The sequence below is a fragment of the Thermoanaerobacter sp. YS13 genome, from assembly GCF_000806225.2.
In the GTDB taxonomy this organism is placed as follows: Bacteria; Bacillota; Thermoanaerobacteria; order Thermoanaerobacterales; family Thermoanaerobacteraceae; genus Thermoanaerobacter; species Thermoanaerobacter uzonensis.
In genome coordinates, this window is record NZ_JOOI01000003.1 from 259,061 (window position 1) to 278,413 (window position 19,353).

General features: G+C 35.7%; 19 protein-coding genes, 10 tRNA genes, 1 pseudogene and 1 riboswitch. Of the genes and pseudogenes, 27 read left to right on the forward strand and 3 right to left on the reverse strand.

The window, feature by feature from the left end; translation table 11 throughout:
• Positions 1–46 precede the first annotated feature (46 nt).
• The 26 genes from rph to THYS13_RS13545 all read left to right on the forward strand — a co-directional run bounded on the left by rph (position 47) and on the right by THYS13_RS13545 (position 16,650).
• A complete protein-coding gene (rph, locus tag THYS13_RS13420; protein ID WP_042835036.1) occupies positions 47–832 on the forward strand; it encodes a ribonuclease PH in 786 nt (261 codons plus the stop codon).
• Positions 792–1,388 (forward strand): XTP/dITP diphosphatase, encoded by a 597-nt coding sequence (locus THYS13_RS13425; RefSeq protein ID WP_042835037.1) that lies wholly within the window; start codon positions 792–794, stop codon positions 1,386–1,388. Before rph ends, THYS13_RS13425 begins: the two co-directional genes overlap by 41 nt.
• Positions 1,389–1,889: a metallophosphoesterase gene (locus THYS13_RS13430; RefSeq protein ID WP_042835038.1), complete on the forward strand. Its 501-nt coding sequence runs from the start codon at positions 1,389–1,391 to the stop codon at positions 1,887–1,889.
• Positions 1,890–2,064: 175 nt separating this feature from the next.
• Positions 2,065–2,138 (forward strand) — tRNA-Gly (locus THYS13_RS13435).
• 4 nt (positions 2,139–2,142) lie between these two features.
• Positions 2,143–2,219 (forward strand) — tRNA-Arg (locus THYS13_RS13440).
• A gap of 11 nt (positions 2,220–2,230) precedes the next feature.
• Positions 2,231–2,307 (forward strand) — tRNA-His (locus tag THYS13_RS13445).
• Positions 2,308–2,310: 3 nt separating this feature from the next.
• Positions 2,311–2,385: transfer RNA gene (locus THYS13_RS13450), tRNA-Gln, on the forward strand.
• A gap of 6 nt (positions 2,386–2,391) precedes the next feature.
• Positions 2,392–2,467, forward strand: a tRNA-Lys gene (locus THYS13_RS13455).
• 33 nt (positions 2,468–2,500) lie between these two features.
• Positions 2,501–2,587, forward strand: a tRNA-Leu gene (locus THYS13_RS13460).
• A 7-nt stretch (positions 2,588–2,594) separates the two neighbouring features.
• Positions 2,595–2,670, forward strand: a tRNA-Gly gene (locus THYS13_RS13465).
• Positions 2,671–2,683: 13 nt separating this feature from the next.
• A tRNA-Arg gene (locus tag THYS13_RS13470) sits at positions 2,684–2,760 on the forward strand.
• Between the two features lie 36 nt (positions 2,761–2,796).
• Positions 2,797–2,872, forward strand: a tRNA-Lys gene (locus THYS13_RS13475).
• A 238-nt stretch (positions 2,873–3,110) separates the two neighbouring features.
• Positions 3,111–5,210, forward strand: a complete 2,100-nt coding sequence (locus THYS13_RS13480) for a glutamine synthetase III (protein WP_042835040.1) — start codon at positions 3,111–3,113, stop codon at positions 5,208–5,210.
• A gap of 149 nt (positions 5,211–5,359) precedes the next feature.
• Entirely contained in the window at positions 5,360–6,700 is a 1,341-nt protein-coding gene (locus THYS13_RS13485) for an ammonium transporter (protein WP_042835041.1), read from the forward strand.
• Between the two features lie 92 nt (positions 6,701–6,792).
• A complete protein-coding gene (locus THYS13_RS13490; protein ID WP_042835042.1) occupies positions 6,793–7,131 on the forward strand; it encodes a P-II family nitrogen regulator in 339 nt (112 codons plus the stop codon).
• Between the two features lie 60 nt (positions 7,132–7,191).
• Positions 7,192–7,902 carry a type 1 glutamine amidotransferase gene (locus THYS13_RS13495; RefSeq protein WP_042835043.1) on the forward strand — a complete coding sequence of 237 codons (711 nt, stop codon included), beginning with the start codon at positions 7,192–7,194 and terminating at the stop codon, positions 7,900–7,902.
• Between the two features lie 308 nt (positions 7,903–8,210).
• The gene (locus tag THYS13_RS13500) at positions 8,211–9,335 is read left to right on the forward strand and encodes a glutamine amidotransferase family protein (protein ID WP_042835044.1); all 1,125 of its coding nucleotides are present in this window, start codon (positions 8,211–8,213) and stop codon (positions 9,333–9,335) included.
• Positions 9,332–10,837, forward strand: coding sequence for a glutamate synthase-related protein (locus THYS13_RS13505; protein ID WP_042835045.1), 1,506 nt, complete (start codon positions 9,332–9,334; stop codon positions 10,835–10,837). The genes THYS13_RS13500 and THYS13_RS13505 overlap by 4 nt, the downstream gene beginning before the upstream one ends.
• An 11-nt stretch (positions 10,838–10,848) precedes the next feature.
• Positions 10,849–11,298, forward strand: coding sequence for a 4Fe-4S dicluster domain-containing protein (locus THYS13_RS13510; RefSeq protein ID WP_042835046.1), 450 nt, complete (start codon positions 10,849–10,851; stop codon positions 11,296–11,298).
• Positions 11,295–12,560, forward strand: coding sequence for an NAD(P)/FAD-dependent oxidoreductase (locus THYS13_RS13515; protein ID WP_042835047.1), 1,266 nt, complete (start codon positions 11,295–11,297; stop codon positions 12,558–12,560). The genes THYS13_RS13510 and THYS13_RS13515 overlap by 4 nt, the downstream gene beginning before the upstream one ends.
• Positions 12,560–13,288, forward strand: a complete 729-nt coding sequence (locus THYS13_RS13520) for a hypothetical protein (protein ID WP_042835048.1) — start codon at positions 12,560–12,562, stop codon at positions 13,286–13,288. The genes THYS13_RS13515 and THYS13_RS13520 overlap by 1 nt, the downstream gene beginning before the upstream one ends.
• A 66-nt stretch (positions 13,289–13,354) precedes the next feature.
• Positions 13,355–13,457, forward strand: a riboswitch (TPP riboswitch).
• A gap of 58 nt (positions 13,458–13,515) precedes the next feature.
• Positions 13,516–14,310: a bifunctional hydroxymethylpyrimidine kinase/phosphomethylpyrimidine kinase gene (thiD, locus tag THYS13_RS13525; protein ID WP_042835094.1), complete on the forward strand. Its 795-nt coding sequence runs from the start codon at positions 13,516–13,518 to the stop codon at positions 14,308–14,310.
• Positions 14,311–14,313: 3 nt separating this feature from the next.
• Positions 14,314–14,955 carry a thiamine phosphate synthase gene (gene thiE, locus THYS13_RS13530; protein ID WP_042835049.1) on the forward strand — a complete coding sequence of 214 codons (642 nt, stop codon included), beginning with the start codon at positions 14,314–14,316 and terminating at the stop codon, positions 14,953–14,955.
• Positions 14,952–15,743 (forward strand): hydroxyethylthiazole kinase, encoded by a 792-nt coding sequence (gene thiM / locus THYS13_RS13535; protein ID WP_042835051.1) that lies wholly within the window; start codon positions 14,952–14,954, stop codon positions 15,741–15,743. The genes thiE and thiM overlap by 4 nt, the downstream gene beginning before the upstream one ends.
• On the forward strand, positions 15,740–16,225 hold the full coding sequence (gene thiW / locus THYS13_RS13540) for an energy coupling factor transporter S component ThiW (protein WP_042835052.1): 486 nt from the start codon (positions 15,740–15,742) through the stop codon (positions 16,223–16,225). Before thiM ends, thiW begins: the two co-directional genes overlap by 4 nt.
• A gap of 41 nt (positions 16,226–16,266) precedes the next feature.
• Complete coding sequence (locus THYS13_RS13545) at positions 16,267–16,650, forward strand: hypothetical protein (protein ID WP_042835053.1); 384 nt, start codon at positions 16,267–16,269, stop codon at positions 16,648–16,650.
• 174 nt (positions 16,651–16,824) lie between these two features.
• Here THYS13_RS13545 and THYS13_RS13550 read toward each other — a convergent pair whose 3' ends face one another.
• The 3 genes and pseudogenes from THYS13_RS13550 to THYS13_RS13560 all read right to left on the reverse strand — a co-directional run.
• A complete protein-coding gene (locus THYS13_RS13550) occupies positions 16,825–17,049 on the reverse strand; it encodes a hypothetical protein (RefSeq protein WP_042835054.1) in 225 nt (74 codons plus the stop codon).
• Between the two features lie 10 nt (positions 17,050–17,059).
• Positions 17,060–17,944 (reverse strand): branched-chain amino acid ABC transporter permease, encoded by an 885-nt coding sequence (locus THYS13_RS13555; protein WP_042835055.1) that lies wholly within the window; start codon positions 17,942–17,944, stop codon positions 17,060–17,062.
• Between the two features lie 68 nt (positions 17,945–18,012).
• Positions 18,013–19,059, reverse strand: a pseudogene (locus THYS13_RS13560) (ABC transporter substrate-binding protein); the annotation flags it as partial.
• A gap of 141 nt (positions 19,060–19,200) precedes the next feature.
• Here THYS13_RS13560 and THYS13_RS13565 point away from each other — a divergent pair.
• Positions 19,201–19,285, forward strand: a tRNA-Leu gene (locus tag THYS13_RS13565).
• The last annotated feature ends 68 nt before the right edge of the window (positions 19,286–19,353 follow it).

A 19,353-nucleotide genomic window follows, 5' to 3' on the forward strand; every position in this document is an offset into this window, starting at 1 on the left:
ATAAATTAGCTTTAAACTATTTTTATTAAATGAAAGGGTTGAAGAAATGAATAGAATTGATGGAAGGAAATTTAATGAGCTGAGACCTATAAAAATTATAAGAAATTTTAATAAATTTGCAGAAGGTTCTGTTCTAATTGAAATGGGGGAGACAAAAGTTATTTGTACAGCTTCTATTGAGGATAAAGTACCTCCATTCCAAAAAGGTACAGGTAAGGGTTGGATAACCAGTGAGTATGGCATGTTGCCAAGAGCAACTGAAACAAGAAATCCACGAGAAGTAACTAAAGGAAGACCTAGTGGAAGGACTATGGAAATACAACGGCTTATAGGCCGTTCTTTAAGGTCTGTAGTAGATTTGGATGTGTTAGGAGAAAAAACTATATGGATAGATTGCGATGTTATTCAAGCAGATGGAGGTACACGAACAGCTTCTATTACAGGTTCATTTATAGCATTGGCAGATGCACTTAACAAATTGGTAGAAAAAGGCGATATTTCTAAGATTCCTTTAAAAGGTTTTGTTGCGGCTGTAAGTGTAGGAATTGTAGAGGGTAAGGAGCTTTTAGATTTATCCTTTCAAGAAGATTCTAATGCATTAGTAGATATGAATGTAGTTATGACAGACAAAGGAGAAATTGTAGAGATACAGGGAACAGGTGAGGGTGGACCATTTACAAAGCAAAATTTTTCAGATCTTCTAAATCTTGCAGAATATGGGATTGAGCAAATTATCAAAATTCAAAAAGAAGTTCTTTCTGATATTGTAGATAAAATAGGAGTTGATTCGGTTGAAAATAATAATAGCAACCAACAATCCTCACAAAACTGAAGAAATAAAAAATTTTTTTAAAGGCTATCCTATTGAAATTTATTCTATGGCAGACTTGGGAATAAAAGAAGATATAGAAGAGACAGGAAATACAATTGAAGAAAATGCTCTTATCAAGGCTCGCTTTTTAAAAGAAAAAGTTGATGGAATTGTTATAGCTGACGATACAGGGTTGTTTGTGGAGTATTTAAATGGGCAACCTGGAGTATATTCAGCAAGATTTGCTGGTGAAAATGCTACCTATGAAGATAACAACAAAAAATTGTTAAAGCTATTAGAGGGTGTTCCTTGTGAAAAAAGAAAAGCTTATTTTAAGACAGTGATAGCAGTGTTAGAAAGTGAAAAAGAAACTTTATTAGAAGGTAAATTAGAAGGGTATATTTTGGATCATCCTCGAGGGAAAAATGGTTTTGGATATGACCCGGTTTTTTATGTCGATAATTTAGGAAAGACTTTAGCAGAACTTACCATGGAAGAAAAAAATAAGATAAGTCATAGAGCTGATGCTCTTATGAAGTTAAAGAATTATATTTTAAAACGTTTGGAGGAAAAATAAATGGTTTTAGCAGTTATTAGTGATACACATGGTATATTTACGTTGGTTAGGAAAAAATTTCGGGAGCTTAATGGAATAGATTATCTTATTCATTTAGGAGATAATGCCTCAGATGCTATTCAATTATCTCAAGAGTTTGGGATTCCATTAGAGTATGTTAAAGGGAATTGTGATTTCCCTACAAAAGATGAATTGGAGAAAGTAATTGAAATAGAAGGCAAAAAAATTTTGTTAACTCATGGACACAGATATTATGTTAAATACGAGTATCAAACGATTTTAGATAGAGGAAGAGAATTGAGAGTAAATGCTGTATTTTTTGGGCATACTCATATTCCTATGATTTCAAAACATGAAGATATTTTACTTTTAAATCCAGGCAGTCCTTCTTTGCCAAGAGAAGGTGCAAAAAAAACGATAGCATTAGTGACAATTGATAAGAGCGGTATATTCCCAAGATTAGTGAATTTAGAAGAAGTTTCAGTGTTAAAAGAAGCATAGAAGACATAAGAGGAGGAATCACACCTCTTATGTCTTCTATACAATTTAATCTACAAAAATTTTTTAAACGAGGTGTTGACAAAGATAAAGGCATCTGATATAATCTAAAACTGTCAGACGAATTAAGAAACAAGCGAGAAAAATTCTTCTAAAATCTCAAGTAAGTTAATTACATGCGGGTGTAGCTCAATGGTAGAGCCCCAGCCTTCCAAGCTGGTTACGTGGGTTCGATTCCCATCACCCGCTCCAATATGCGCCTGTAGCTCAGTTGGATAGAGCAACGGCCTTCTAAGCCGTGTGTCGGGAGTTCGAATCTCTCCAGGCGCACCATTTATTGTGTGGTGGATATAGTTCAGTTGGTTAGAGCGCCAGATTGTGGCTCTGGAGGTCGTGGGTTCAAGTCCCACTATCCACCCCATGCTGGGATGTAGCCAAGTGGTAAGGCACCAGACTTTGACTCTGGCATTCGTAGGTTCGAATCCTGCCATCCCAGCCATTATGTGACCCATTAGCTCAGGAGGTAGAGCACCTGCCTTTTAAGCAGGGTGTCCCGCGTTCGAGTCGCGGATGGGTCACCAGTTTTAAAGAAAAAAGTGAGGACCTGAATTTGTGCGGGAGTGGCGGAATTGGCAGACGCGCTAGATTCAGGTTCTAGTGCCTAAAGCGGCATATGGGTTCAAGTCCCTTCTCCCGCACCATATAGATGCGGACATAGCTCAGTTGGTAGAGCATCACCTTGCCAAGGTGAGGGTCGCGAGTTCGAGTCTCGTTGTCCGCTCCAGAAAATTTTTTATGCGCCCTTAGCTCAGTTGGATAGAGTGACAGGCTTCGAACCTGGAGGTCGTGGGTTCAAATCCTACAGGGCGCACCAGATGAGAGAAAGTTAAATAATAACATTATTTTTCATGCGCCATTAGCTCAGTTGGTAGAGCAGCTGACTCTTAATCAGCGGGCCTGGGGTTCGAGTCCCTAATGGCGCACCAGACAAATAAAAAAGTACTTGAAACTAAAATAAAAATATGTTATTATAAGAGGCAAAGGAAAATTATTAATTTACTATATATACTACCTATGTATGGGTTAGAAATTTAATAATTTGCGAATGAAACAAAGGCGTTTCATCAGATAAGTGGTGGTGCCTTTGTTTTTTTAATATTTGTACTTTAATTAATTATTAAGTTAGTATGTTAAATTTATAAAAATTTAAGAGGAGGAATTGTTATGGCACAAAACACTTTAAGCGACATTTTTGGTTCAAATGTTTTCAACGATTCAGTCATGAGAGAACGCCTTCCAAAGGCAACTTACAAAGCTTTAAGAAAAACAATTGATGAGGGAATTCCATTAGAACCAGCAGTTGCCGAAGTTGTAGCAAATGCAATGAAAGATTGGGCAATTGAAAAAGGAGCAACTCATTTTACACATTGGTTCCAACCATTGACTGGAATGACTGCCGAAAAACGCGACTCCTTCATTTCTCCTACTCAAGATGGCAGAGTAATAGCTGAATTTTCCGGAAAAGAATTAATTAAAGGCGAACCTGATGCGTCTTCTTTTCCATCAGGTGGTTTAAGGGCTACTTTTGAGGCAAGAGGGTATACAGCATGGGATTGTACCTCACCTGCTTTTATAAAGGATGATACACTATATATCCCCACGGCTTTCTTTTCATATACAGGGGAGGCGCTAGATTTAAAAATACCCTTATTACGTTCTATGGAAGCTTTATCAAAGCAAGCTCTTCGAGTGCTACGATTATTTGGTAATACTACAGCAAAAAAGGTTATTACAACCGTAGGACCTGAACAGGAATATTTCTTAATTGATAAAAAGATGTACGATAAACGTAAAGATCTTATACTTACAGGAAGGACTCTATTTGGTGCTAGATCGCCAAAAGGTCAAGAAATGGAAGATCATTATTTTGCTTCTATCAAAGAAAGAATATCAGCATTTATGAAAGATCTAGATGCAGAACTATGGAAATTAGGAGTTCCAGCCAAAACTAAACATAATGAAGTTGCTCCTGCTCAACATGAACTTGCTACAGTATACAATACAGCTAATATTGCATCGGATCATAATCAATTAACAATGGAGTTAATGAGAAAAATTGCTTTAAGGCATGGACTTGTATGCCTTTTGCACGAAAAACCTTTTGCAGGAGTCAATGGTTCCGGTAAACACATTAACTGGTCTATGAGCACCGATGATGGTCAAAATCTCTTAGATCCGGGACATACACCCCACGACAATGCACAATTTTTAGTATTCCTGTGTGCTGTAATTAAAGCTATTGATGAATATGCTGACTTGGTCAGAGTAGCCGCTGCAACACCAGGAAATGACCATCGTCTTGGCGCTAATGAAGCACCGCCCGCAATTGTATCAGTCTTCCTGGGTGAACAGCTTACTGATATTCTTGAACAAATCGAAAATGGTGGTGCAACAACTTCAAAACAAGGAGGAGTACTAAAAGTAGGTGTATCAACTCTTCCTGCACTACCAAAGGATTCTACAGATAGAAACAGAACATCTCCCTTCGCATTTACAGGAAATAAATTTGAATTTAGAATGGTTGGTTCTTCTGCATCAATTGCAACTGCTAATTTCATTTTAAACACCATTGTTGCTGAAGCTCTGTCGCAGATTGCAGATAGGCTAGAAAAAGCTGACAATTTTGATGAAGAATTGCAATTGTTACTTAAAGAAATTGTAGAGAAGCACAAAAGAATTATATTTAACGGGAATAATTATTCAGAGGAATGGGTAAAAGAGGCAGAAAAACGAGGACTTCCTAATATTCGATCAAGTGTGGAAGCCATTCCTGCTTTGATCAAAGAAAAGAATGTCAAGCTCATGGAAAAACATGGTGTTTTAAATAAAGCTGAGCTTGAATCTCGTTATGAAATTTCTCTTGAAAATTATGTAAAAACAATTAATATTGAAGCGTTGACAATGTTGGACATAGCAAAACGGCAAATACTGCCGGCAGCTGTGAATTTTGCTACCAAAATTGCAGAATCGATAAATTCTGTAAAAGCAACAGGTCTAAATGTTGATATAAGTGCACAAACTGGATTATTAGAAGAAGTTTCTTCACTAATAAGTGAATTTAAGAAAAACATTTCTGAACTTGAAAATGCAGTTAATGAAGCTTCAAATATGAATAGTGATTCTTATAGCAAGGCTTGCTATTACAGAGATGTAGTATTTACAAAAATGGGCATTTTGAGAGAAATTGGCGATAAACTGGAAAGCATTGTAGATGCAGAATTATGGCCACTACCGACCTATGCTGACATGTTATTTAATATTTAACTTTTTACAGGATTGTCTAATGAGATATAAAAATTAATATTTTAAAGTACAAAAGCAAAGGCGCTTTTGCAACAGGCTAAAACCTAAGGCAAAAGCGCCATTTTCTATGTTGGCTTAAAATAGAAAAATTTGGAGGAGGTTTATACAAAATGTTGAAGAAGATTTATTTGTTATTCTCTCTCATGTTTATGTTTTTAATTATACCAAATTTAGTTTTTGCTTCTACAGGTAAAATCAATACGGGTGATACTGCTTTTGTGTTATTTTCTGCTGCGCTTGTTATGATTATGACTCCAGGACTTGCTTTCTTTTATGGTGGTATGGTCAGTAGTAAAAATGTAATAAGTACCATGATGCAAAGTTTTATAATTATCGCAATAATATCAATCCAATGGGTATTATTTGGTTTTTCATTATCATTTGGAGGCGATGTGGGACATATAATAGGAAATTTACAATGGTTAGGATTGAAAAATGTAGGATTTGAACCTTATGACGCGTATTCTGCAACAATTCCTTTGATGGCTTTTATGATTTACCAGTTAATGTTTGCAATAATTACACCTGCCCTTATAACTGGTGCTTTTGCTGAAAGAATGAGATTTGGTGCGTTCTTATTATTTACTCTATTATGGACAACACTTGTATATGATCCTATTGCACACTGGGTATGGGGCAACGGGGGATGGCTTAGAAATCTTGGTGCACTGGATTTTGCAGGAGGTACGGTTGTCCATATCAGTTCTGGTATTTCAGGTCTTATAGCAGCAATTTTAATTGGAAAGCGTAAAAATGTTAATATACTTCCCCATAATATGCCTATGGTTATTATGGGTACAGCAATTTTATGGTTTGGATGGTTTGGTTTTAATGGAGGGAGTGCGTTAGCAGTAAATGGAATAGCTGTTAATGCCTTTGTAGTTACAAACACAGCAGCAGCAGCCGCTGCACTTGGATGGGTTATAGTTGAATGGAGAATAAATGGCAAACCGACACTTTTTGGTGCAGCAAGTGGAGCTGTAGCAGGACTTGTTGCAATAACACCTGCTGCAGGTTATGTAACTGCGGTATCAGCAATTATAATTGGTATTATTGCAGGGATATTGTGTTATTTCTCAGTAAATTACTTAAAACATAAATTTAAATATGATGATTCACTTGATGCTTTTGGCATACATGGTATTGGTGGTACATGGGGTGCTATAGCAACAGGTATATTTGCTACAAAAGTAGTAAATCCCGGAGGCGCGAATGGATTAATATATGGGAATGTACACCAATTTATAGTACAAATTATAGGTGTGATTGCGGTATATGTCTTTGCAGCTATAATGACATATTCCATACTTAAAATCATAAATCTATTTATGGACTTAAGAGTAAGTGATGAAGAAGAGGAAGTAGGTCTAGATATATCTCAACACGGTGAAGGAGCATATAATAATACAGAACTTAAGTATAATTATTTTAGTTATTATGATAATAATTAGGGAAAATAGTCTATATAGCATTATTTAAAAAAATAAGTGGCGAAAATTAATTATCAACTATATTTTAGGAAGTTTAAAAGGAGTGATTTGGTTTGAAAAAAATAGAAGCCATTATACGAACGGAAAAATTGGAGATTATTAAAGATCAGTTAAGTAAATTTGGTATTCGCGGTATGACTGTATATCCCGTAATGGGTTGTGGAAATCAAAAAGGTTGGACCGAAGTTTACCGGGGAAATGAATATTTTATCAATTTATTACCAAAAGTTAAGATTGAAATTGCAGTAACTGATAATCAGGCGGAAAAGTTAGTAAAACTCATATCAGAAGTCGCACGGACTGGGGAAATTGGAGATGGTAAAATTTTTGTGGTAAATTTGGAGGATGTGATACGAGTTCGTACTGGCGAACGGGGTGAAAAAGCACTTTAAGCAAAAAAATCAATTAAAGCTAAATCTGAATAATCATAATTGTTTAAAGGAGACGAGATAATGCAAGTTTTAATTATCCAACATGTAAGTCAGGAAGGACCAGGCCTTATAGCTGAAATTTTTTCAAAGAAAGGATGGAAGTTAGATATTCGCGTAATGAATCAACCTGGAGCTATTTTACCTAAAACGGTGGCTGACTATAATGCTGTGATAATTTTGGGAGGGCCAATGGGAGCGTATGAAGAAGAAAAGTACCCATATCTTTATCAAGAACAAGAACTTATACGCGATGCGATAGCAAGACGAATACCAGTGTTAGGAATATGTTTAGGAGGACAGCTTATTGCCAGGGCATTAGGAGCAACAGTCAAACCTAACTCGATAAAAGAAATTGGGTGGTATAAAATACATTTGACAGAAGCAGGGAAAAGGACTCTTCTTTTCGATGATTTACCAGAAGAATTTTGGGCTTTTCAATGGCATGGAGATACTTTTGAACTGCCTGAAGGGGCTGTTCTCCTTGCAGAAGGTGAAACTTGTACTAACCAGGCTTTTGCTTATAAAGATTGTGCTTGGGCTTTACAATTTCATCCAGAAGTTACACCTATCATTGTCGGTTATTGGACTGAGATTTATAAAAAAGAACTTATAGATTTTGCTGGACCAGAAGCAGCGGATCAACTTAAAGAGGAGACAAAAAGGCTGTGGGAAAAAAATCGGGAAGTTTTTTCACGTTTTTGGGCGAATTTTTCCAGAATTTTAGATGTTTAGGGAAGGAACGGGAAGAAACACCACCACTTTTTACTTATAAAAAGTGGTGGTGTTTTTATTATTTAGGTGTTCTTTTTTGATTACTACATTATTTAATTGTAAAATTAACCTAAAAATAATTTATGAATTTTTCATATTAACATATTGCGAAATTAATAAAATGTATTATAATTAATATAACACTCACAATTTAGGATTGATAAGCATTTTACCACAATTTGAGGACAATTTTAAGCAGTAAACATTTTCGCTTTATGCAACTTTCAAAAAAAATATTGCATATAAAAATTTTTTAAGGGGGTTATAAAATGTTGAAGGAAGGTTATGTAAGAATACCTTCGGGATGTGCTATAAGTGGTGTAATTGATCGCACTGGTCGTCTATTTTCAGGGCAATCTATAACAGATTCCATCGCGACAATGCATGATAGATCAAATGGTCTTGGAGGTGGTTTTGCTGCATATGGCATTTATCCTGATTTTAAAGATTATTTTGCATTTCATATGTTTTATGATGATTTGATAGCTAAACAGGAAACAGAAAATATTTTAAAGGCAGATTATATAGTGGCTTTAGAAGAAAAAATACCAACGCGAAAAACGGCACATATTAAAAATGCACCATTAATTTACAGATATTTTGCTATACCAAAGCCAGAGAAATTGAAATTGTCAGAACTGGATGAGAATGAATTTACAATTAAATTTGTATTTAATATAAACAGCAATATACCGGGCGCTTATGTTTTTTCTAGCGGGAAAAATATGGGAGTATTTAAAGCGGTAGGTTATCCAGAAGATGTTGCAAATTTTTATAAATTGGAATCTTATAAAGGATATATGTGGCTGGCCCATGGTAGATTTCCAACAAATACACCAGGATGGTGGGGTGGTGCACATCCTTTTAATTTATTAAATATCTCTGTTGTTCACAATGGCGAGCTTTCTTCCTACGATACTAATCGTAAATATTTAGAAGAGTTTGGATATATTTGTACATTGCAAACTGATACAGAAGTTGCGGCATATATATTCGATCTTTTATTAAGAAAACATGGTTTACCAATAGAGCTTGCATGTAAAGTAGTTGCATCGCCTTTGTGGAAGCAGGTTGAGAGAATGTCGCCAAAAGAAAAATTTTTATACACTAACCTAAAAGTAATTTATGGGAGAGCATTACTAAATGGTCCATTTTCAATGATAATAGCATATGGAGATGGCTTTATAGCAATAAACGATAGAATTAAACTAAGGCCACTTACTGCTGCAAAAAAAGGCGATATGATATATGTAGCCAGCGAAGAGTCAGCAATAAGGCAAATATGCAAAAATCCGGAAAGCGTATGGATTCCTAGAGGTGGAGAACCTGTTATAGCTGAGCTCATACGTGATAACGAAAAAGAAATGTATTCTACAAAGGAGGTTACTGCATGAGTTTAAGCTATCTTACTCCAGAATTTAAAGTACTCAGAGATTACGATAAATGCATTAATTGTAAGGTTTGCATGAGGCAGTGTTCATTTGAAGTTCACAGTTATGATGAAGATCTAGATAAGATGGTTTCAAATGATATAAATTGTGTAAATTGTCAAAGGTGTGTTCTCTTGTGTCCAACACAAGCTCTTACAATTATTAAACATCCTCAAACATTTAAAGAACATGCTAATTGGACTTACGATGCTATAAGAGATATATACAGACAGGCAGAAACAGGTGGAGTTCTTCTGTCATCTATGGGAAATGATAGGCCTTATCCTGTATATTGGGATAAAATGGTTATAAATGCAAGTCAGGTTACAAACCCGTCTATAGACCCGTTGAGAGAACCTATGGAATTAAGGGTGTATTTAGGTAGAAAGCCTGATAGGATAGAAATAGACGAAAACCTCAATGTTAAAACAAAAATGCCTCCTCAACTCAAACTTGAGACCCCAATAATGTTTTCAGCAATGTCTTATGGATCAATAAGTTACAATGCTCATGCAGCTTTGGCAAGAGCTGCTGAAGAGCTTGGGATACTTTATAATACTGGTGAAGGAGGGCTTCATAAGGACTTCCGCAAATATGGGAAAAATACAATTGTACAGGTCGCATCAGGTCGTTTTGGTGTTGATAGAGAATACCTTAATACTGCGGCGGCTATTGAAATAAAAATTGGTCAAGGTGCAAAGCCTGGGATAGGTGGTCATTTACCCGGTGAAAAGGTGAGTGAAGATATCTCGGCAACAAGGATGATACCACCTGGAAGTGATGCTATATCTCCTGCACCGCATCACGATATTTATTCAATTGAAGACCTTGCTCAATTAATATATTCATTGAAGGAAGCCACTGATTATCAAAAACCTGTTGGTGTAAAAATTGCAGCAGTCAATAATGTTGCGGCAATAGCTTCGGGAATAGCGAGAGCTGGAGCAGATTATATAGCAATAGACGGATTTAGAGGTGGTACAGGGGCTGCTCCAAAGAGAATAAGGGATAATGTAGGAATTCCAATTGAATTTGCAATAGCTGCTGTAGATGCAAGACTCCGCTCTGAAGGTATAAGACATACAGTATCTTTAGTTGCAGCAGGTAGTATTAGAAACAGTGCAGATATAGTCAAAGCAATAGCTCTTGGTGCAGATGCTGTATACATTGCAACAGCTGCTTTGATTGCTTTGGGATGTCACATGTGCCAAAAATGCCATACTGGTAAGTGTAATTGGGGAATTGCTACACAAGATCCTAACCTTGTAAAAAGATTAAACCCCGAAATTGGATATAAACGTCTTGTTAACCTTGTTCAAGCATGGAGTCATGAGATAAAAGAAATGCTTGGTGGAATGGGTATAAATGATATTGAAAGTCTTAAAGGCAATAGGTTAATGCTTCGTGGGATAGGAATGACGCAGAAGGAACTTGATATACTTGGCATTCTTGCTGCCGGCGAATAGGAGGTATTTTTGTGAAAAAGGTTTATGTAAAAGAAGAAGTGTGCGTGGGATGTAGATTATGTGAAGTATACTGTATTACATCTCATTCAAAGTATAAAGATGTTTTAAAAGCATATAAGTTGGAACCCCAAAGGCCGACACCACGAATTGTTATAGAGGAAAATAGACCTGTATCTTTTTCGCTCCAGTGTAGGCATTGCGATGATGCGCCATGCGTTAAATCATGCATTACAGGAGCGATGCGAAAAGATCCATTAACGGGTGTTGTAACTTGTGACACAGATAAATGTGTTGGATGCTGGACTTGCGTGCTTGTATGTGAGTTTGGTGCAATCATAAGAGATGTAAATAATAAGGTTGCATCAAAATGTGACTTATGTGCTGAAGCAGGAGAACCGGCTTGTGTCAAGAATTGTCCTAATGAGGCACTTGTCTATAGTGAAGGAGGCATTTTTGCATGAGAATAGTAATAATTGGTAATTCTGTTGCGATGGTAGGTGCAGTAGAGGCAATAAGAAAATATGATACAAGTTCTGAAATAATTGTTATTTCAGATGAAACATATCACGTGTATTCAAGACCCCTTATTTCTTATTATCTTGGGAATTTAGTGTCTGAAGACAAAATGATATATAGAGAGAAAGATTTTTACCGCAAAAATAAAGTAGAAACTGTATTTGGTATTAAGGCTATTTCTATTGATGAAAGAAAAAAAGAAGTGCATCTTGAAAACGGAGACAGCATAAGTTTTGACAAACTTCTCATTGCAACGGGCGGGAAACCTATAATACCTCCAGTAGAAGGATTGAATAAAATAAATGTTCATACTTTTATTAAAATGGACGATGCTAAAAAATTAAAGGGAGCTGCCAAGCCGGGTTCAAAAGCTGTAATTGTAGGTGGTGGTCTCATCGGTTTCAAAGCAGCAGAAGGCCTTCACCATTTAGGGGTAGATGTAACAATAGTTGAACTTGCCGATAGAATTTTAAGTACAATTCTTGATGCAAAAGGAGCATCTTTGGTATCTCAAAGTCTTCAAAATGACGGCATAAAAATAATTACGGGAACAACAGTGGATAAAATTATAGGAAACGAATATGTTAAGGGAGTTTTGCTCAAAAATGGGCAGGAATTAGAAGCTGATAATCTTGTTATCGCGATAGGTGTTGTGCCAAACGTTGATGTTGTAAGAAACACATCAATTTCTATAAACCGTGGTATTTTAGTAGATAACACTATGAAAACAAGTGTTGAAGATGTATATGCAGCAGGAGATGTAGCCGAAGGTTATGATATGCTTGTTGAGTCAAATAGGGTTGTGCCAATATGGCCAAATGCATACATGCAAGGGGAAATTGCAGGGTTCAACATGATTGGGATAAATAAAAATTTTAAAGGGATTTTTCCTATGAACTCAATAGGTTATAAAAATACAAATATGATAACAGCTGGTATAACAAATCCACAGCAGGAGGAATTTGAGATTATCTCTAAAATTGATCATAACAGAAGGTCTTATAAAAAATTTGTGGTAAAAGAAAATAGGTTAGTAGGATTTATATTAATTAATGATATTGATAGGGCTGGATTATTTACTGGGTTTATAAAAAACGAAACGGATATAACTCCATTTAAGAAGTATATTTTAAATGATGATTTTGGATTCATATATTTGCCAAAAGAATTAAGAAGAGCAAAAATGCTTGACTTGGAGGTGGTATGATGAAAACCATAAATGCGTCAGGAATTTATTATAGAGACCTTAATGAAATAATTAAAGAGTTGGTTCGTTCTGGCGAAGATATAATTAATTTGAAAAATGTTAATGGTCAACGATATATAGGAGATAATCTATCTGGGGCCACCAAAATAAATATCGAAGGTACACCTGGGAATGACATGGCAGCTTTTATGGACGGGCTTACAATAGAAGTTTTTGGTAATGGACAGGATGCAATAGGAAATACAATGAACGATGGGAATATTATTATACATGGACATGCAGGTGATGTCGTTGGTTACGGGATGAGGGGTGGATCTATCTATATAAAAGATAGTGTTGGTTATAGAGTTGGCATACACATGAAAGAATACAAAGATAAAGTTCCTGTAATAGTTATTGGAGGAAGTGCGGGAGACTTCTTTGGTGAATATATGGCAGGTGGATGCATGATTGTACTGAACTTAAAAAATGATGAAAATATAGTTGGAGAATATTGTGGCACAGGGATGCATGGAGGAGTTATATATTTGAGAGGAGATGTAGAAGACTATCAACTTGGGAAAGAAGTTATTAAGGAAAAGATAGATGACAAAGATTACGCGTTTATCCAAAAGTATGTTGAAAATTTTTGTAAATATTTTGATTATGATTTTCAAAAGATTATGAATCATTCTTTTGTCAAGTTGCATCCGATAGGCAAAAGACCCTATGGAAATATGTATGCATAAAATTATTTTAATTCTTTTGGATTTGTGGTATAATGAGTTTAGACAAATTTATTTAAAATTGAATATGACAAGTGCTAGGGGAGCCATAAATGGCTGAGAGGGGATTTGTTCCCGACCCTTTGAACCTGAACAGGGTAATGCCTGCGCAGGGAAGCACGTTTTACGAAGTTTGTAAAAAGTGCTCACCTGAACAGGTGGGCATAATTTATTATTTTGGAGGTGGTCATATGAAGTTAGTCCTTACTATTGCCGGTTCTGACTCTGGGGGAGGAGCAGGTATACAGGCAGATTTAAAGACTTTTTCAGCACATGGAGTATACGGCATGAGTGTCATTACTTCAATAACAGCGCAAAATACCATGGGGGTTTTAGGGATTGAGGATGTAAGTCCTGCTATGGTGTATTTGCAGATGAAGGCAATTTTTGAGGATTTGTATCCCGATGCAGTGAAGATAGGCATGGTATCTAATGAAGACATTATTAAGATGATTGCAAAAGGATTAAAAGATTACAATGTAAAAAATGTTGTGCTGGACCCTGTCATGATTTCAAAGAGTGGAAGCTATTTATTGAAGCCGGAAGCAGTAGAGGCTTTGAAAAAGGAATTGATTTCTTTAAGCCTTGTAGTTACGCCAAATCTTATGGAGGCAGGAGAATTAATTGGAAAAGAAATTAAAAATATATCGGATATGAAGGAAGCGGCTAAGAAAATTTTAGATTATGGAGCAAAGACAGTAATTGTAAAAGGTGGACATCTTACAGGGGATGCTTTGGACGTATTTTATGATGGAAAAGAGTTTTATGAAATTACATCGGAGAGAATCGATACTAAAAACACTCATGGTACAGGCTGTACATTTTCCTCAGCTATAGCTGCCAATATCGCTTTAGGTTATGATTTAGTTGAATCAATAAAAAGAGCGAAAGCATACATTACAGGGGCTATAAAATATTCATTATCCATAGGGCATGGAGTAGGTCCCACTAACCATTTTTGGAATATAGAAATAAGGAAGGTGTGAGATATGGACTTAACCCTTTACGCTATTACGGATAGGTCTTACATAAGGGATTTGGATATTGCTGAGGCAGTAGAATTAGCAATAAAAGGGGGTGCAACAGTAATTCAACTGAGAGAAAAAGATATATCAAGTAGGGAATTTTATGAAATTGCTCTCAAAGTTAAAGAAGTGACAAAAAGAAATAAAATTCCTCTCATTATTAACGACAGAGTGGATATAGCTTTGGCAGCAGATGCAGATGGAGTTCACGTTGGACAGGAGGATTTGCCGGCAGATGTTGTAAGGAGAATGATAGGTCCTCATAAAATAGTAGGAGTATCAGCGAGAACAGTGGAGGAAGCTTTAAAAGCACAAAGGGATGGAGCGGATTATTTAGGGGTAGGTGCGGTGTTTAAGACTCCAACAAAGCCGGAAGCGGAAGCCATTGGAATAGAAGGGCTGAAAAAGATAAAAGAGGCTGTTGCTATTCCAGTCGTTGCAATAGGAGGTATAACGAGGGATAATGCTTATGAAGTCATGTTAAAGTCAAGAGTAGACGGGATATCTTCAGTTTCAGCTGTATTTTATGGGGATATAGAAAACAATACAAGAAAACTTTTGGAGGTTATAGCAAAAGCGATAAACGATAGGAGGAATTTGAAATGAAAAAGGAATTATTGAAAATTTTAAGAGAGAAAAAGCCTTTAGTTCACCATATTACAAATATAGTTACTGTCAATGATTGTGCTAATATAACACTGGCTATAGGAGCATTGCCAGTCATGGCACATGCCTTGGAAGAAGTAGAAGAAATGGTAAGTGCAGCAGATGCTTTAGTTTTAAATATAGGCACTCTTACAAATGAACAAGTAGAAGCGATGATAAAAGCAGGGAAGGCTGCAAATAGACTTAAAGTACCAGTTATATTAGACCCTGTTGGAGCGGGAGCTACAAAGCTTAGGACACAAAGCTCAAAAAAGATATTAGAAGAGGTAAAAATTTCTGTGATAAAAGGGAATAGTGCTGAGATTTCAATACTTGCAGGCAAAGGTGGGAAGATACGCGGTGTAGAGTCTCAAAGCGGAGCAGATGATATTTCTGAAGCTGCAAAAGATTTAGCAAACGCGTACAATGTTGTAGTAGCAGTGTCAGGTGTTACTGACATAATTACTGATGGGAAAAAAATTGCGTATGTAAAAAATGGACATCCTATGATGGGTACTATCACCGGCACCGGTTGTATGCTTACCTCTGTAGTAGCAAGCTTCTGCGGAGTATGTGAAGATTATTTTGAAGCTACAGTAGAAGCTTTTGTAGCTTTTGGAATAGCAGGGGAAAGAGCTGCTCAAAGCAGTAATGTCAAAGGGCCCGGCAGTTTTAAAGTGACATTTTTTGATGAGATATATAATCTTACGCCGGAGATAATAGAAAAAGATAAGAAGGTGGAAGTATGAATAAAATACATCGTATGGTTTTTGTGGCACTTATTATTGCTATAGGCACATTTACCTCTCAATATGTATGGTTTAGTGTAGGTGTTGCCAAAGTTACACCTGTTCAACATGCTATTAATGTTATTTCAGCAGTTTTTTTGGGTCCTTGGGGAGCGTTAGAAGTAGCTTTTATTATAGGACTATTGAGGAACATCCTTGGTGTTGGATCGCTTTTGGCATTTCCAGGAGGAATGGTTGGTGCATTCATTGCTGGATATCTTTATAAATTTACACGTAAGTTTTATTTTGCCTCTATAGGAGAAGTTATAGGTACAGGCATTATAGGGGCTTTGCTTTCTTATCCTATAGCTAAGTATATACTTGGAAGTTCCGGCGCGGCTTTTATGTTTGTCATTCCATTTTCGCTTTCCAGTACAATAGGTTCGGCTATAGGATATGTAGTAGTATTAGTTTTAGCAAAATATAAGAAATTTATCTCATAAATTTACATTAAGAAAGCAGGTATGAATTATGAAAATCTTTTATGGATGTATACTCTGCTGCGATATCTACAATGGCAGTTATTAAAACAAGGCTCAGTAAAAAAGAGATATTAGTAATTTATTCGCTGATAGGTATTATAGCAGCATATTTATTTCCAATTGATAAATATCAAAACTTTTTATATGCTATCGGTAGTGTATTTATTCCAGTATACACAGTAGTTTTTGTAGGCTTCTTTATATTAAAATATGAAGAAAGTGGGTACCTTAATATTCCTGCAGCTGTGTCATCTATCATTGGAATTATTACGTATAATTACATGGTATATAATGGTACTTCATTATTGAAATGGTATTTAACTCCTACTATAACAACAATATTTTTGACTGCTTTGATTTATACTGTAACACAAAGTTTTTTTTAAGAGAAAAGAGAAAATTTTGTGATTGATGAAATTTTAAAACTTTTAAGCATGTATAGAATTAATAAACAATATATTGAATAAATATAATAAATCCGATGAGGAATACCTAATTGAAATTATTAAAAAATATATAAATATATGAAAATGAAGACAAAAATATATCAATTAATATTTTTAATTTAAATCTATATGATCTCCAGTATCTAAGTAAATTACCCATTCACATACTACTAAATTTAAACTTACTGCAAGAATGATATTAATTGCAATAATAATTAAGTTCAGCATCACAAAAGGACTGATGACTCCTGCTAAATACAAAACCTGAACTCCTACCATAAGCATTATTAAAAACAATGTTGTTGTGAGATTTTCCTTTGTAAACCAATTTTTTAGCATTCCCTTTCACCTACACTTTCTCCCGAATGTTTTTCCCAAATAAGCCAGAAGGTTTAACTAATAAGATAATGATTAAAATTACAAAAGCTACGGGGTCCCTATATAAAGAACTACCATATCCACTTACTAAAGACTCGGTAATTCCTAAAATAAGTCCGCCGGTCATTGCACCAGGTATAATTCCTATACCTCCTAAAACTGCTGAAATAAAAGCTTTTAAACCAAACATAATTCCCATTAAAGGAAATACTTCATTGTAATATATCCCTACCAGCACTCCTGCTGCTGCAGCTAAAGCTGAGCCAATAGCAAAGGTGATGGATATTGTTGTATCTACATTTATTCCCATTAAACGAGCAGCTTGCATATCATAAGAAACTGCTCGCATTGCTTTTCCGATTTTTGTATTATGAACTATATACTGGAGTAAAATCATTAAGATAATCGTGACAATAATAATTAAAATTTCTCTATTTGAAATGGTGACTTTTCCATCAAGTAATGAATACGAAACCTGTTTAAAAACCTTTGGAAATGCACGAGGTTGCGGACCTAAAAAAAACATTGTAGTATATTCTAAAAGAAGAGAAACACCTATTGCAGTAATTAAAATTACAATTTTAGGCGAATTTCTTAAAGGACGATATGCTAATCTTTCAATAATAATACCTAAAATAGCACATACAATCATGGAAAAAATTAACGCTGGAATAAAAGACATTTTTAAAATCAAAGTGGCATATAATCCTGCAAAAGCTCCAAGCATATAAACATCACCATGGGCAAAATTAATGAGTTTTATAATACCATAGACCATAGTGTATCCTAAAGCAATTAAAGCGTAAATACTTCCTATTGATATTCCATTTATTAACTGTTGTATAAATTCAGTCATTTCATCCACCCCTACCTTAGTTAAATTTATTTCTTTTTAGGGGAGGAACATTCCTCCCCTTTAATCTTTTAAGGATTTACATAAGCCTTATAGGTTTGTTTACCATTTTTGTATTCCAAAATCACTAAGCCTTTAACAGCATTATGATTTTTGTCTAAAGAAATCTTTGCAGTAACTCCTTGTACATCCTTGGTGGTCTTTAAAGCGTCTTTGATCTTTTCTGGTGTAGCTTCACCGGCTCGTTTAATGGCATCAGCTAAAACAAGTACTGTATCGTAGCCTACTGCCGCCATTGCGTCTGGTTCACTGCCGTATTTTTCCTTATACTTTTTAACAAAATCCTGAACTTTGGGATCAGGCATTAAAGACGAATAGTGATTAGTAATAAAAGTGTTGTTAAGAGCATTAGCACCAGCAATTTCAACGAGCTTTGGCGAATCCCAACCATCACCACCGCCCATAGGAACATTAATACCAAGCTCCCGTGCTTGCTTTACAATTTGGCCCACTTGCTCGTAATAACCAGGCACATAAATAAATTCAGGATTTAAACTTTTAATCTTGGTTAATACTGAGCGGAAATCCTGATCTTGGGTAGTGTAGTTTTCATCAGCTAAAATTTCGCCACCACCGGCTTTAAAAGCTTCTACAAAAAACTTAGCCAGACCTACCGAATAAGCAGCTGTATTATCTTTTAAGACAGCAACCTTTTTAAGCTTCAATTCATTCAAAACGAACTTTGCCATTGCTGTTCCTTGGAAAGGATCTATGAAGCAAGTACGAAAAATATACTCTCTTACCTTGCCTGTTTTAGGATCTACTGTAACATCAGGGTTAGTTGCTGATGGTGAAATCACAGGAACTTTATTAGTTTCGGCAATATTAACATAAGAGAGGGTGTTGCCAGAAGTCATTGAACCAATAATAGCAACTACTTTATCTTGGGTAATTAAGCGGGTCGCAACTGAAGCAGCTTCTGTATTATCGGATTTATTGTCATATTTGACTATTTCAATCTTTTTACCAAGAACTCCACCAGCGTTGTTAATTTCATCTACTGCTAACATAATTCCGTTTAAGCCTGATTGACCCAAAGTAGCAACATTTCCCGACAGCAATATGAGAGTAGTTTTATAATGATTAACAAGCTTAGAGGCGTCCTTGACATATTAAAAAAACTTTGATAAAATGGTCTTGCGTAAACTCTTAATCGTGGGGCTGGGATTCGAGTCCCTAATGGCGCACCGTTTTAATATGCGGGCATGGCGGAACTGGCAGACGCGCCAGACTTAGGATCTGGTGGGGTTACCCGTGGGGGTTCAAGTCCCTTTGCCCGCACCAATGAAAATTTCAAATAGGGGAATATATACTTGACAGAAAAATAATGCAGCAAGCATTATTTTTTTTGC